Origin of the sequence: Clostridium fermenticellae, from assembly GCF_003600355.1 — a bacterium.
GTDB lineage: Bacteria > Bacillota > Clostridia > Clostridiales > Clostridiaceae > Clostridium_AV > Clostridium_AV fermenticellae.
Genome location: NZ_CP032416.1, coordinates 891075 through 906777 on the forward strand (window position 1 = coordinate 891075; position 15703 = coordinate 906777).

Sequence of the window (15703 nt, forward strand, 5' to 3'; positions counted from 1 at the left end):
CCTTACATATAGTGATATAATGGATTATACTTGAAATAAGTTTATTTTCATAAATTGGTTTTATTAAGCATAGATTTAACCAACTACAGTAAATAACAAAAATTTAATAATGCAGGAGGTAGAAAATGCTATACGAAGAAAAATATAATTTGTGGTTAAACTCACAATTTTTAGATGAGAATTCGAAGAAAGAACTCTCTGGTATAAAAGATGAGAAGGAAATAGAAGATAGATTTTATAAAGACCTTGAGTTTGGAACTGGTGGATTGAGAGGAATTATAGGTATTGGAACGAATAGAATGAATATTTACACTGTTGGAAAGGCAACTAAAGGTTTGGCAGACTACCTTTTAAATAAATATGAAAGTCAGGACATATCAGTAAGTATAGCTTATGACTCAAGGATAATGTCTAAAGAGTTTGCCGAAACAGCGTCATTGGTTTTATGCTTTAATGGGATCAAGGTTAATCTGTTTGAGAGTCTAAGACCAACACCAATGCTATCGTATACAGTAAGATATCTTAAAAGTAAGGCTGGTATAGTAATAACTGCTTCACATAATCCAAAAGAATATAATGGTTATAAAGTATATGGAGAAGATGGAGGCCAGATTACTGACAGGAGTGCAAAAGAAATTTTTTCATATATAGAAGCAATAAATGATTTAAGCATAGTCAAAAGAATGAAATTGGATGAAGCCTTAAGTAAAGGATTATTAAATATTATAGGAAAAGATGTTGATAGAAGTTATATAGAAAATGTAAAGAAATTGACAATAAGAAAACAACTTGTTAATAATCTTGCAAAAGATTTAAAAATAATATATACTCCGATCCATGGCGCGGGAAATATTCCTGTCAGAACAGTTCTTTCTGAACTTGGATATAAAAATTTGAATGTGGTAAAAGAACAGGAAATGCCAGATGGTACATTTCCTACAATAAAATATCCCAATCCAGAAGATCCAAAAGTATTTAATATAGCACTTAAAATGGCAGACAATATAAATCCTGATATAATTTTTGGAACAGATCCTGATTGTGATAGGGTAGGTGTAGTTGTAAAAGATGATAGTGGAAATTACAAAACACTTACTGGAAATCAAATGGGGATCTTATTAACACATTATATGTTGAGTTCACTTAAAGAACTTAATAAACTTCCCGGTAATTCAATTGTTGTAAAGACAATTGTTACAACCGAGATGGTTTCAGAGATAACAAAGGAATATGGTGTTGAACTTATAAATGTATTAACTGGATTTAAATATATAGGTGAAAAGATAAAAGAATTTGAAGAAAATAATGATAAAAAATTTGTATTTGGGTTTGAGGAGAGTTATGGATACCTTGCCGGTAATTTTGTCAGGGATAAGGATGCAGTAATAGCATGTATGCTTATTTGTGAAATGGCACTTTATTATAAAAATAAAGGAATGAATTTATATCATGCTTTGACAGAGCTATATAATAAGTATGGATTTTATAAAGAAAAGTTAGTATCAATAGAACTTAAAGGTAAGAAAGGACATGAAAAAATAGAAAGTGCTCTTGAATTTATGAGACACTCTATGAGTTACAATTTTGGAGGATCAAAGATAGTAAAGAAGATAGACTATAAGATTGGTATAGAAAAGGATATAGTAAATATTACAGAAAATAGAGTTAATTTACCAAAATCAAATGTACTTAAATTTGTACTTGAGGATAAATCATGGTTTGCAGTAAGACCCTCTGGGACTGAGCCTAAGATAAAGATATATATGTCTGTTGTTGGTGACAGCTACAAAAATTCTGAACTAAAAATGAGTAAGTTCGAGAATAAGGTTATGGGAATCATACACAAAGCATGTGATTAATTATATAATATGTGAAAATCTGATTAATAGAATATTTTAGGAGTGGGTGCTTGTAAATATGGCTTTTAATGCGAAATTTTCAGAAGAATTATCAAAGGTTTTGTTTTTAGAATTAAGCAAAGAAAATGTAAAAAAATTATTTAATATGGATATAGATAATAGTATATATGTTCCAGTTAGAACCTATAATATAATAGATAAAGTTAAATTTGGAGAAGATTTAGCAAAAATACCTATGAGTTTTTTTATAGAAGGTATGTATTATGTTTTGGGAGCAGATCCATCATTTAGGTTTTCGAATGAATATGTGAGAATATTATCTACAATAAATGATAGTGATATATTCATAAAAGGCAAAATAGGTGAATGTGTAAAAAGCAAAAAATATAATGATGCTTATATAATGCTCAAGGGTCTGGCTCAAATAGAGGAAACAAAAGATGTATATGATAAGATGATTGTTTTATTGGAAACATTAAGAGCACAATATAGTGAATATAAAAATGAAGAGTTGGAAATTATAGAAACGGCTGAAAAAAGATATAACGATTATGCACTTCCATATCTTTATGAATGTATAATAAGGAAAGAAGAAAATGATTATGATAAAGCTTTATTTTGTATAAATAATTATATAGCAAAAGGTGGAAAACAAACGCCTGAAGTAACTGAACTCAAAGATTCTTTAAAGCTTGTTTCTGATTATGAGAAAGGCAAGGAAATATTGAATGATGATCCAACAGAGGCATTGAAACTTTTGATACCTCTTACAAATGAGTTTGGTAATGATGCAACTTTGTATTATTATATTGCAGTTGCATATAGAATGTTGGAAAATTATGAAAAAGCAATATATTATTTAAATGAGTCTATGAATATAGATAGCAATATTGTAGAAGTTGTAAATGAGATGGGGATAAATTATGCATGTATAGGTGATTATGATACGGCAATTGTTTATCTTAGAAAGGCATTTGAAGTTACTAAATCAGTTGAAATATGTACTAATCTTATAATGTGTTATGTCAATAAAAATGATTTAAAAAATGCGAAAATCCATCTTGAGCTAGCGAAGAAATTAAATTCAGAGGATGAGGTTGTAAAAGAGATAGATCAGTATTTTTTAAAAAATAAAATTTAAGTATTACAACATATATATAGGGTTATAAATAAAAGCTTAACTTATGCTCCGGCCGGGATTTTCAAAATTCGTCACGTAAAAAATTTCTAGTAAGTCTAAGCTTGCGTTCATAAAAGTCTAAGCAGATTTTATAAACTCGCTTTGCTCAAACATATAAAATCTACTAAGACTTTTAAGAACGCCTCGCTAATACTTACTACAAAATTTTTTAATGTGCCTAAATTTTAGAAATCCCAGCCTATGCATAAGTTAAGCTTAGACTTGTAGACCCTATAGCAGATACAATAGAAAGGGGAAACATGCTTATGAAAGTAAAGAAAGCGATAATACCTGCGGCTGGACTTGGAACTAGATTTTTGCCTGCGACTAAAGCTCAACCGAAAGAAATGCTTCCTATAGTTGATAAACCAACTATTCAATATATTATAGAAGAGGCTGTAGCTTCAGGTATAGAGGAAATACTTATAATAACTGGAAGAAATAAGAGAGCTATAGAAGATCATTTTGATAAGTCTGTAGAACTTGAGAAAGAGCTTAATGAGCATGGAAAGGAAGAATTGCTTTCCATGGTAAAAGAAATATCTAATATGGTTGATATATATTATATAAGACAAAAGGAACCAAAGGGACTCGGACACGCTATAAATTGTGCGAGAACTTTTGTTGGAAATGAACCATTTGCAGTAATGCTTGGTGATGATGTTGTTGACAGTAAAATTCCATGTCTAAAACAACTTATAGATTGCTTTAATGAATACAGAACATCAATAATAGGAGTTCAAGAGGTTCCAAGAGAGGATGTATATAAATACGGTATCATAAAAGGAATGTACATAGAAGACAGAGTTTATAAAGTTAAGGATCTAATTGAAAAACCAAAAGTTAAAGAAGCACCCTCAAATATGGCAATACTAGGAAGATATATAATAACACCTACAATATTTGATATACTGAGTAATACCTCTCCAGGAAAAGGTGGAGAAATACAGCTTACAGACGCTCTTAAGACTTTAATTAAGTGTGAGGCTATGTATGCTTATAACTTTGAGGGCAGAAGATATGATGTTGGAGATAAACTTGGATTTTTGGAAGCCACAGTTGAATATGCACTTAAGAGGGATGAACTTAAGAAACCATTTATGGAATATTTATTAGATTTAAGTAATAAGGAACTATTTAAAACTCTCGAAAAGGAAATAATAACTAAAAAAAAGCAAGAATAAGGTGCGTATATTGCGTATCAAGCGTTGTTGTAAGCACCATAAGTAGAATTCTTACTTCCGTGAAATACTGTAAGGCTTTGACACGTTAAAACTTTTTATAAATCTAAGACGAAGTGCTGTGAAAAAGTTTTAAATGTGTCTTCGGCTCACAGTATTCCACTACGTAAGAAAATTCTACTTATGTTTGCAACTTTAAGGGGCTAGGGCGATTAGCCTTGTTGATTTATATTATAATCATAATTTTTGGGTATATGGTATAAGGCCTGTGTCATTTTTCAGTAAGCAGGCTTACAGTCCTTTTTTAGTGATATTGATATATAAATTTACTAATTTAGTTATTAGAACGTTAACTTCCCGGGTATATAGTAAAACTCACATTTAAATTTAAATAATTCAATAGGACTAATCGTCCTGGAATCATTTCATTTATCTAAAATTTAAGTTAAATATCTTTTATGCCCCAAAAGATCTTAAAGTTTTGAATATACTATCTGAATTACAGGTTATTCAGACTTTTTTAGTTATCTTAACAGATGTCTAAAACTGCAATTATAGTATAAATCAATATGGCTATCGCCATAAACCCTTAAAGGAGAAATCATATTTATCAAGTTTACATAAGTTATATAATTATTTATATACTTTTATTAGTATATAAAGCATTTATTGATTTAAGTATATAACTTATAAGGACAAACTGGACTTATAGCCCCATATATCTATGAACAATGCTTAATACGGCAATATATGCAATTTATAAGTCAGCTGTGGAAAAATATATTGAATAATTTTTTTAATGATGTAAAATAGAGAAGAGAGTTTTTATCACATATTCATAATGACTAGTTTAAGGAAGTGTTAAGATGCAGAAAGATAAAAAGCTTATTATATATGATATAGTTTTTCTGTTAGTTACGTTGTATTTTGCCTTTTCGTTAAGATTTGATTTTAATATACCGCAGGAGTATATGGTTTTTTTAAAATTATCAATATTTCCTGTTGTAGTTATAGGATTAATATTCAATAACTTTTTTAAATTATATAATAGTATATGGAAATATGCTTCAATTGAGGAATTGATGTCGATAATATATTCAGTTACATTATCTAATATTGTTTTTATAGTATACAGTTATTTTGTAAACTACAAATTTCTTGAAAACAGGTATTATAGATTTCCATTTACTGTCCATATAATATTTTGGATTTTATCAGTATTAGCATTAGGAGGAATAAGATTTACATATAGAATACTTGAGGATAGTAAAAATGAAAAATCAGTAGAAACGGAAGATAAGAAAGTACTTATAATAGGTGCTGGTGATGCCTCTGCGCTTATAATAAAAGAGATAAAGAGACACAGTAATTTGAAATACAACATAGTTGGAATGATTGATGATGACCCCTTGAAAAAGGGTAAGTTAATAAATGGTATAGAGGTATTGGGTGGAAGAGAGTGCATAAGAAAAATTTGCGAGGAAAAAAAAGTTGAGGAAATAATATTGTCTATTCCTTCAGCAGATCTTCAGGCTAAGCGCGAAATAATAAATATTTGTAAGAGTACAAATTGTAAAGTAAAGACACTTCCAGGTTTATATCAGATTATAGGTGGTAAAGTAAACATAAGTAATCTTAGAGAAGTAAATATAGATGATTTACTTGGAAGAGATGAGGTTAGTCTAAACGATGAAAATATAAATAAATACATAAAGGATAAAGTTATACTTGTAACCGGAGGAGGAGGATCTATAGGATCTGAATTATGCAGGCAGATAGCTAGATTTAATCCTAGTAAACTTTTAATATTGGATATATATGAGAATAATGTATATGATGTTCAAATGGAACTTAATTATAATTACCCGGAGTTATATAAAGAAATAATTATAGCTTCAATAAGAGATGAAAGAAGAATTTCAGATATATTTGAACTTTATAAACCGGATGTTGTCTTTCATGCAGCAGCACATAAACATGTGCCTCTTATGGAGGAAAATCCAGCGGAAGCTATTAAGAATAATATAATAGGAACCTATAATGTTTTAAAATGTTGTGATAAATTTAATGTTAAAAAGTTTGTACAGATAAGTACAGATAAAGCTGTTAATCCAACTAATATAATGGGTGCTACAAAAAGATTTTGTGAAATAATGGTTCAGGCGTTTGATAGAGTAAGCAAAACGGAGTATGTAGCTGTTAGATTTGGAAATGTTTTGGGGAGTAATGGTTCTGTTATACCTCTTTTTAAAAAACAGATAGCTCACGGTGGACCTGTTACAGTGACACATCCGGAGATAAATAGATTTTTTATGACAATACCAGAAGCGGCGCAACTAGTTATACAAGCAGGTGCTATAGCTAAAGGCGGAGAAATATTTGTATTGGATATGGGTAAACCTGTTAAAATAGTTGATTTGGCAAGAGATTTAATCACACTTTCCGGTTATAAGCCAGAGGTTGATATAAAGATAAAATATACAGGACTTAGACCTGGAGAAAAATTATATGAAGAACTGTTAATGAACGAAGTTGCACTTACATCCACAGAACATGATAAGATATTTGTAGAAAAACCTAATTATGTCGATATAAATTTTGTGGAAAAATCTATAGAACAATTTAGAAATGTAGTACACATGAATAAAGAAGATATTTTTAAACTTGTAGCAGAAAAAGTTCCAACCTATAAGAGAAAGAAAAATGATTAATTTAACTGCTTTTAGAAGTGACAGGGATTTTAATTCCTGTCACTTAAAAGTATGTATAAAATATAAATTAATATATTATTAGATGACAAAAAAATCAAGTTATATTATAATGAAAAACGTAAACGTGCTAAAACTAGGAGGTAAAAGTATGTCACAGTTGAAAGATGATTTAATACTAAAATTGAAGAATAAAACAGCTAAATTAGGAGTAGTTGGATTAGGATATGTAGGACTTCCTCTTGCTGTAGAAAAAGCCAAAGCTGGATACGAAGTAATTGGCTTTGATATTCAAGATAAAAAAGTTTCAATGGTGAATAATGGTAAAAATTATATAGGTGATGTAGTAGATTCAGATCTTACTGGACTTATAAAAAATAAAAAACTGACTGCTACTACAGATTTTAGTTTTGTAAAAGATGTAGATACAGTTTGTATATGTGTACCTACACCGCTTGATAAATATAAACAACCAGATATATCATATGTCGTAAATTCTACTGAAAATGTAGCAAAATATTTGCATAGAGGAATGCTTGTAGTTCTTGAGAGCACAACATATCCTGGAACTACGGAAGAGGTTTTAAAACCAATTCTTGAAAGAAATGGTTTAAAATGTGGAGAAGATTTCTTTTTAGCATTCTCACCAGAAAGAGTTGATCCGGGCAATAAAGAATTTAAAACAAAGAATACGCCTAAAGTAGTTGGAGGATGTACTGAAGAATGTACAGAAGTTGCCGCAACTCTTTATAGAAGTGTTTTAAAAAGTGAAATATATACGGTATCATCACCAGCTATTGCGGAAATGGAAAAAATACTTGAAAATACTTTTAGAAATATAAATATAGCTTTGGTAAATGAAATGGCCCTGTTGTGCAATAAGATGGGAATAGATGTATGGGAAGTTATAAATGCAGCAAAAACAAAACCTTATGGATATATGGCTTTTTATCCAGGCCCAGGACTTGGAGGACATTGTATACCACTTGATCCATTTTATTTGGAATGGAAAGCTAAGGAATATGATTTTCACACAAAACTAATAGAATCATCTGGAATAATAAATGATTCTATGCCTGAATTTGTAGTTGATAACGCTATGAAATTATTAAATGGACATAAAAAGGCAATGAATGGAGCAAAGGTTCTTTTACTTGGGGTAGCGTATAAAAAAGATATAGATGATATGAGAGAGTCGCCTGCCTTAAAGGTAATAGAAAACTTAGAAAAAAATGGCGCAAATGTAATCATAAATGACCCGTATATACCTGAATTTAAGCATAATGGAAAGACTTATAATTCTGTGGATTGGAAAAAGGAAATAGATAATGCGGATATAGTAATTATAACTACTGATCATAGTGATTATGATTATGAGGAAGTTGTATCTAGAGCTAAACTACTATATGATACGAGAAATGCAACTAAAGATGTTAAAAATAATAGAGAGAAGATTCATAAGTTATAATAAATTAGTGACAAATTATAAGTTACGAGATTAGAGTAGTAAGTAGTAAGTAGTAAATTGTAAGCTATCTATCTGCAGTGTGGCGAATAATCATATTGTGGATGGTTAGCATGCGTGTAACTTTTGATTTGTCATTAAAAGGTTATATAGGTATTGGTATTTATTTATAATATAATTTTAGAAATCGAGGAGTGTTTTTTATGAAGAAATTGAAATTTGCTATTATTGGTTGCGGCAGAATTTCATATAAGCATATTGAGGCATTAGCTTCCAATAAGGAAGAAGCACAACTAGCAGCTGTTTGTGATATTAATCTGGATAAGGCAGAAGCAAAGAAACAGGAATACATAGATAAGATGGGCAAAGCTTGTGATGTGAATGTATATAAGGATTATAAGGAAATGCTTGAAAAAGAGAATGTAGATGTAGTAACTGTTGCAACAGAGAGTGGATATCATCCAGAAATTGCAGTATATTGTATGAATCAAAGAAAACATGTTATATGTGAAAAACCTATGGCATTATCAATTGAGGATGCAGATAATATGATAGAGACGGCAGAGAAGAATAATGTTAAACTTTGTGTAAGTCATCAAAATAGATTTAATAAACCTATTCAGAAATTGAGAAAAGCTATTGAACAGAATAGATTTGGAAGGCTTATAAATGGAACAGCCAGAATACTTTGGAATAGAAATATGGGTTATTATACTCAGGCTCCATGGAGAGGAACTTGGGAGTTAGATGGCGGTACACTTATGAATCAATGTATACATGATATAGATCTCCTTCAATGGATGATGGGTGGAGAGATAGATTCAGTTTATTCTGAGTGTGATACATTTCTAAGAGATATTGAAGCAGAGGATTTTGGAGCTGTAATTATAAGATTTAAGAATGGTTCAATAGGAATTATTGAAGGGAGTGCATGTGTGTATCCTAAGAATTTAGAAGAAACTTTAAGTATCTTTGGTGAAAATGGCGCTGTTTGTATAGGTGGATTAGCAGTAAATAAAATAGAAACCTGGAGATTTGCTGATGCAAAAGAGGATGAGGAAGAAAGAATTTTAAGTGAGCAGGAAGGTGATCCTGATACAGTATATGGATTTGGACATATTCCACTGTTTAAGGATATGATAGATGCAATAAATTATGACAGACAGCCTTTAGTAAGTGGAAAAGAAGGGAAAAAGGGAATGTCAATAATTCTTGCAGCATACAAGTCGAGACTCACTGGTATGCCAGTTAAATTTCCTCTTGAAAAGTTCTCAACTATGGAGATGAAGGGAATTAAAAAAATTCATGAATAATGGTGTTACCCTAAATTAAAGTATTGGCTAATATTAATAAGCAAGCGGCCGTACATATTACAATTGTTAATGAGGTGTTTATTTTGAGTGAAAATTTCAAAGTTATATCAAATAATGCGTGCATAGGAAATAATGTTAGTATAGGTGAATTTGTTGTTGTAGAAGATGGGGTAAGGATCGGAGATAACTGTATTATAGGCCATAATGTTACTATTCATAAAGGGAGTAACATAGGTGATAATGTAAGAATAGATGATAATACTGTAATAGGAAAAGAACCTATGAGGTCTGTGAATAGTATATTCAAGGATGATAAAAAACTTGATCCAGCATTTATACAAGAAGGATGTTTAATAGGTGCAGGAGTTATAGTGTATTGTGGATGTACTATTGGTGAAAAAACTTTAATTGCAGATCTTGCTACAGTTAGAGAAAATGTTACCGTTGGTTCAAAAACTATTATAGGAAGAGGAGCCGCTATTGAAAACTTCTGTAAGGTTGGGTCAAATTGTAAAATAGAGACAAATGTTTACTTGACTGCTTATTCAGAAGTTGAGGATAATGTGTTTATAGCACCTGGAGTTGTAACTTCAAATGATAATTATGCAGCACGTTCAAAGGAAAGATATAAACATTTTAAAGGAGTTACAATAAAAAAAGGTGGAAGAATTGGAGCACAAGCAACAATATTGCCTGGTAAAGTGATAAGTGAAGATGGATTTGCTGCAGCAGGAAGTGTTGTAACTAAAGATGTTGAAAATGCTAAGATTGTTGCAGGAAATCCTGCTAGGTATTTAAGAGATGTTGCAGAAGATCAGCTATTAAAGAATCAATAGGAAATATTTAATTAAGATAATTTATATATTTGAGGTGTTTTTATGGCTAAAATTTGCTTTTTAGCAGATGCAGATAGTATACACACACGGAAATGGGTAGATCATTTTTCAAAATCAGATAATGAGATATATCTAATCTCTATGAGAGATACAGATTATGTATATAAGGAAAATGTAAAAGTTATTGTTGTGAAACCACCATTTAAAAATAAACTGGCCTATTTTATGCTGCTTTTCAAAATTAGAAAAATAGTAAAATACATAAAACCTGATATACTGCACAGTCACTATGCCACAAGTTATGGATTGTATGGACGTATAAGTTCATATCATCCATTTATAATTTCTGTTTGGGGTAGTGATGTATATGAATTTCCTAAATCAAGTTCTGTAAATGCAAAGTTACTTAGATTTATTTTAAAAGGAACAGACGCAGTATGTTCTACCAGCTGTGATATGGCTAATGAAACTAGAAAATATTACAATAAAGATAATATAACAATAACTCCATTTGGCGTTGATATAGATAGATTTAGTGCTAAAGTACCAGTACTTAGTAATGAATATATCACAATTGGAGTTGTTAAAAATTTGCACAAGATATATGGAATAAAATATCTTATACAGGCATTTAATGATCTTTTGAAGGATACACGAAAAAAGCTAAGACTAATGATAGTCGGAGATGGTCCTGAAAAAGCAAGTCTTGAAAAATTATGTGAGGAGTTAAGTATAAGCAGGTATGTTGAATTTGTAGGAAGTATAGACAATACTAATGTACCTGATTATATAAACAAGATGGATATAGTATGTATACCGTCTTTAAGTGAGAGTTTTGGTGTGTCAGCAGTAGAAGCTTGTGCTTGTGGAAGACCAGTAGTTTGTACAAATGTTGGAGGATTAAAGGAAATAGTATTTGATGATTATAATGGATATATGGTAAATCCTGAAGATAGTTATGCTTTAAAGGATAAGCTAAAATTGTTGATTGAGGATGAGAAAAAACTTAGAAAGTTTTCCAGTAATGCGGTTAAAATAGCAAATCAGAAATATGATTGGAAAAAAAATGCCGTTATAATGGATAAACTTTATGAAAAAATTCTAAATAGGGGGAAAAATTAATGTATGGACTAAATAAAAGGAGCGGCATATATATTGCTATAGTTTTCGTTGTACTTTTAGGATCCTCTATTATAAATGGAAATTATATAATAAGTGCGTTATTTTTTATAAGTGTAGTTGCTGCAGCTTTTTTGACAGGTGCAGAGGACTTCTACGATAATATATATTATACATTACTGGTCGCGAGTATATTTGAATATACTTTATATTTTCCTAGTCATGAAAAGCTGTACTTTTTTCATATATTGCTTGTTATATGTGCTATTTTAACAGCATTGAAATTAATAAAAAATAGATATATATTAAAAAAACTAAATAAAAAGTTATTGGGATTTTATTTATTGTGGTTTGTATACATATGTTTAAGTTTTGTATGGGCGGAAAGTAAAAGCCTTAATATAAAGTATATAATAATATATGCTATGATGATTTTATTCGTATTTATAGTAGCTGCATTTAATACTTCAAGAGAAAATTTTTACAACTCACTCAAAGTAGTTGGATTTGTATTATTGCTTACTATAATAATAGGCATTATAGAAGCAATAACTGGGACTCAACTTCCAGTAAAGCATTATTATGATAGTATTTTATACAAACTTACGACAAAAGAACTTTTGGTTTTAAGAAGCAGACCGGTTGTATTTTTCTTTAATGCAAATGACTATGCTACATTTCTTAGTATGGGAATTCCATTTTTATTATTTTTGCTTTATTTTTCGAAATCTATTAAAGGTAAAGTATTTTACGGTACTTTCACATTACTAGGATTTACAGCATTAGTTCTTACAAATTCAAGAGCATGTATGTTGTCTATAGCACTTACTATGATAGCTTTTACAGTAATACTATTCAAAGAAGGAAAAATAAAAGCTCTTATATATCCTTTGATAATAGTAGTTGCTTTTGCAGGGGTATATAGATATAGTTATTTGTTAGTTAGCCACAGCAGTGATTATGAACAAAAGATGATTGAAAAAATGGGGAAAATAGGCGATATAGCAAAGATGAATAAATCAGATATTGGAGAAGAAGGATCAGAAAATGTAAGAGCAACTATAATATATGATATTGTGACTGGTATTGTAAAAGAAAGAAAGGTATTGGGATTCGGAGCTGGAAATTCAATTCAGCATTTGATGGATGTAAAAAATACTCACGGTATATATAGTGTTCATGGACTGGCAACAGAAATATTTGGTGACTTCGGTATATTTGTTATATTGTATGGCTTATTTTATTTATATATTTTATATAACTTATTTAAAATAGGAAATAAGAATACAAATAATATGGATAAATGTATAGCATATGCTTTATTAAGTTCTTTAATAGGATTTATGATAGGAAGCTTTTCACCAAGCTCGGTTACGTATTTTTTACCTAATTGGTTATTATTTGCATTAAGTGTTTCGTTTATACAAACAAATAATTTAAAGGATAAGATGAGGTATGAGTATTGATTCTAAAAAATTAGCAACGACGGCTGGTATAATAGTGATTTGCACATTTGTAAGTAAATTTCTTGGACTTATAAGGGACAGCGTTACTGCAGCTAGTTTTAAAGCAGGAGATTTGGATGCCTATTTTCAGGCATCCAATGTTCCCATGGTACTGTTTATAATGATAGGAGCAGCTATAACAACAACTCTTATTCCTCTGTATAATGATAAAAAATTGAAAGAGGGAAAATTAGAAGCTGCTAAATTTATAAATAATACTTTAAATGTTTTTATAATTGTTACATTTGCAATTTCAATAGTATGTATAATATTAAGTAAACCTATAGTAATGGTGCTCAACCCGGGTTTTACTGGTGAAAAGCTTATTTTCACACAAAAACTTACTAATATACTTATTCCAACACTTATATTTAATGCTGTTATGTATATATTTAATGCTGTTCTTCAATCTGAGGGGAATTTTACAGTACCTGCACTTGTGGCTCTTCCCTTGAATATTATAACAATAGGGTATTTACTTATAGCTAAAGATAAATATGGAGTGATAGGTTTTACAATAGCAACCTTTATAGCAACATTTGCCCAGATAATTCCACAACTTTTGGCAATGAAGAAGGTTGGATTTAAGTATAGTTTTAAGGTGAATTTTAAAGATCCTATGCTTATAAAAATGTGCGTAATGCTTTTACCAGTAATACTGGGGACGGGAGTTCAACAAATAAATACATTTATAGAAAGAGCACAGGCTACCAATTATAGTGCGGGAAGTGTTACATTTTTAAATTATGCATACAGGGTATTTGCATTGTTTGTAGATATATTTGTAATGACAATTGCCACTATAATATATCCTAAAATGTCTAAGCAGATGGCTGGAAATAAAGTATTAGAAATGAAGAAAACTTTAAGTGAGTCTCTTGGTATGCTTATACTTATGATACTTCCAATATCCTTTATAGTTATGGTACAAAGCAGATCAATAATATATATACTATTTCAAAGAGGAGCCTTTACAGAAAATGATACTATACAGACTTCTGTACTTTTAATATTTTATTCAATAGGACTTTTAGGGTTTGGTATGAGAGATTTTGTCTGCAAGGCCTATTATACTTTGAAGGATACTAAAACACCAATGATAAATAGCGCTATAGCTATGGTAATAAATATATGTCTTATATTCTTGTTTAAAAGTATTATGGGGCTTAAAGGATTGGCACTTGCCGATGCTGTTTCAATGTATATAGCTTGTATATTATTGATTTATACACTCAGAAAGAAGATAGGAAGTATAAATGGAAAATATATAATTCAAACGATTATAAAAACAATCATAGCATCGATACCAATGGTTATTGTTATAAAAATTTTAAATAATATAATGCATCTTAGCTACACTTCCACAATAAATGTTTTTATAAAGATTGTGGTATCATCTTTAATCGGAATAATTGTATTTGTAATAGCAGCATTTATTGTAAATATAAAAGAATTAAATAGTTTAAGGATGGTTATAATGGATAAGATAGCAAAGAGGTAGGTGAATAGTAATAGTATGGATACAGTTTCTATAATTATTCCATGTAGAAATGAGGAAAAGTATATATCGGAATGTTTGGATTCATTTATGAAACAAACTTATCCAAAAGAATATTTTGAAGTATTTGTGTGTGATGGTATGTCAGATGACAGTACAAGAGATATAGTAAAGAAATATGAAGAGAAATATGGAAATGTAAAGCTTATTGATAATAATGGATATACAGCACCAAAAGGCATGAATGAAGGAATAAGAAAGAGCAATGCAGATATAGTTATAATATTTGGGGCACATGCTTTTGCTGATAAAGACTTTATAAAATATAATGTTGAGGCATTAAAGAATAAAGAAATAGGATGTGCAGGTGGCCCTATAAAGACTATAAGCGAAGATGATAAGGGTACAGCTGTAGCTATTGCAATGAGCTCACCATTTGGAGTTGGAAATGCATTATTTAGGTATGCTCATGAAGAAACATTTGTTGATACAGTTGCTTTTGGGGCATATAGAAAAGAAGTTCTTGATAAAATAGGATATTTTGATGATGAATTAGTTAGAAATCAGGATGATGAATTAAACTACAGGGTAGTTAAAAATGGATATAAAGTTCTTTTAACACCTAAAGTTAAATCATCATATTATAGCAGGTCATCTTTAAGAAAACTTTGGAAACAATACTATCAGTATGGTTTTTGGAAGGTAAGAGTAATGCAGAAACATGGTAAACCTGCATCTGTAAGACATTTGGTACCATTATTATTTGTTGTAACTAATATTTTGGGAATACTACTTGGAGCATTTATAAAACCAGTATTTTATCTCTGGATTTTGGAGGTTTGTATATATTTAATTGGAGATCTAATTGCTTCATTAAAAGCCTTTAAGGGCAATTTTAAGTTACTTAAATATATTCCTTTAATATTCCCAATATTGCACGTAAGTTATGGGTTTGGTTTTTTACGAGGTTTATTCAGTTTCTATGTGTTTAAATCCAATAAGATTATTGAAAAGAATACAAAAATGTCAAGATAATCTT

Annotated in this window: 11 protein-coding genes; all 11 read left to right on the forward strand. The window is 29.9% G+C overall.

Features of this window, described 5'->3' with window-relative positions; translation table 11 throughout:
* The first annotated feature begins 125 nt into the window (after positions 1 to 125).
* The 11 genes from D4Z93_RS04380 (at position 126) to D4Z93_RS04430 (ending at position 15699) form a co-directional block, all read left to right on the forward strand.
* On the forward strand, positions 126 to 1859 hold the full coding sequence (locus tag D4Z93_RS04380; RefSeq protein ID WP_119970717.1) for a phospho-sugar mutase: 1734 nt from the start codon (positions 126 to 128) through the stop codon (positions 1857 to 1859).
* Positions 1860 to 1917: 58 nt separating this feature from the next.
* A complete protein-coding gene (locus tag D4Z93_RS04385; RefSeq protein ID WP_119970719.1) occupies positions 1918 to 3000 on the forward strand; it encodes a tetratricopeptide repeat protein in 1083 nt (360 codons plus the stop codon).
* 305 nt (positions 3001 to 3305) lie between these two features.
* Positions 3306 to 4223, forward strand: a complete 918-nt coding sequence (gene galU / locus D4Z93_RS04390) for a UTP--glucose-1-phosphate uridylyltransferase GalU (RefSeq protein WP_119970721.1) — start codon at positions 3306 to 3308, stop codon at positions 4221 to 4223.
* Between the two features lie 863 nt (positions 4224 to 5086).
* Positions 5087 to 6931 (forward strand): polysaccharide biosynthesis protein, encoded by a 1845-nt coding sequence (locus tag D4Z93_RS04395; protein ID WP_119970723.1) that lies wholly within the window; start codon positions 5087 to 5089, stop codon positions 6929 to 6931.
* Between the two features lie 148 nt (positions 6932 to 7079).
* The gene (locus D4Z93_RS04400) at positions 7080 to 8396 is read left to right on the forward strand and encodes a nucleotide sugar dehydrogenase (RefSeq protein WP_119970725.1); all 1317 of its coding nucleotides are present in this window, start codon (positions 7080 to 7082) and stop codon (positions 8394 to 8396) included.
* Positions 8397 to 8596: 200 nt separating this feature from the next.
* Positions 8597 to 9706: a Gfo/Idh/MocA family protein gene (locus D4Z93_RS04405; RefSeq protein WP_119970727.1), complete on the forward strand. Its 1110-nt coding sequence runs from the start codon at positions 8597 to 8599 to the stop codon at positions 9704 to 9706.
* Positions 9707 to 9789: 83 nt separating this feature from the next.
* A complete protein-coding gene (locus tag D4Z93_RS04410) occupies positions 9790 to 10542 on the forward strand; it encodes an acyltransferase (protein WP_119970729.1) in 753 nt (250 codons plus the stop codon).
* Positions 10543 to 10584: 42 nt separating this feature from the next.
* Positions 10585 to 11664, forward strand: a complete 1080-nt coding sequence (locus D4Z93_RS04415; protein ID WP_119970731.1) for a glycosyltransferase — start codon at positions 10585 to 10587, stop codon at positions 11662 to 11664.
* Positions 11664 to 13127 carry an O-antigen ligase family protein gene (locus D4Z93_RS04420; protein WP_119970733.1) on the forward strand — a complete coding sequence of 488 codons (1464 nt, stop codon included), beginning with the start codon at positions 11664 to 11666 and terminating at the stop codon, positions 13125 to 13127. The genes D4Z93_RS04415 and D4Z93_RS04420 overlap by 1 nt, the downstream gene beginning before the upstream one ends.
* The gene (gene murJ, locus D4Z93_RS04425) at positions 13117 to 14667 is read left to right on the forward strand and encodes a murein biosynthesis integral membrane protein MurJ (RefSeq protein ID WP_119970735.1); all 1551 of its coding nucleotides are present in this window, start codon (positions 13117 to 13119) and stop codon (positions 14665 to 14667) included. The genes D4Z93_RS04420 and murJ overlap by 11 nt, the downstream gene beginning before the upstream one ends.
* A gap of 15 nt (positions 14668 to 14682) precedes the next feature.
* Entirely contained in the window at positions 14683 to 15699 is a 1017-nt protein-coding gene (locus tag D4Z93_RS04430; RefSeq protein ID WP_119974226.1) for a glycosyltransferase family 2 protein, read from the forward strand.
* Positions 15700 to 15703: the final 4 nt, after the last annotated feature.

Coding starts and splice junctions, on each gene's coding strand:
- D4Z93_RS04380 (WP_119970717.1), top strand. CDS start 126: ATGCTATACGAAGAAAAATATAATTTGTGGTTAAACTCACAATTTTTA.
- D4Z93_RS04385 (WP_119970719.1), top strand. CDS start 1,918: ATGGCTTTTAATGCGAAATTTTCAGAAGAATTATCAAAGGTTTTGTTT.
- galU (WP_119970721.1), top strand. CDS start 3,306: ATGAAAGTAAAGAAAGCGATAATACCTGCGGCTGGACTTGGAACTAGA.
- D4Z93_RS04395 (WP_119970723.1), top strand. CDS start 5,087: ATGCAGAAAGATAAAAAGCTTATTATATATGATATAGTTTTTCTGTTA.
- D4Z93_RS04400 (WP_119970725.1), top strand. CDS start 7,080: ATGTCACAGTTGAAAGATGATTTAATACTAAAATTGAAGAATAAAACA.
- D4Z93_RS04405 (WP_119970727.1), top strand. CDS start 8,597: ATGAAGAAATTGAAATTTGCTATTATTGGTTGCGGCAGAATTTCATAT.
- D4Z93_RS04415 (WP_119970731.1), top strand. CDS start 10,585: ATGGCTAAAATTTGCTTTTTAGCAGATGCAGATAGTATACACACACGG.
- D4Z93_RS04420 (WP_119970733.1), top strand. CDS start 11,664: ATGTATGGACTAAATAAAAGGAGCGGCATATATATTGCTATAGTTTTC.
- murJ (WP_119970735.1), top strand. CDS start 13,117: ATGAGTATTGATTCTAAAAAATTAGCAACGACGGCTGGTATAATAGTG.
- D4Z93_RS04430 (WP_119974226.1), top strand. CDS start 14,683: ATGGATACAGTTTCTATAATTATTCCATGTAGAAATGAGGAAAAGTAT.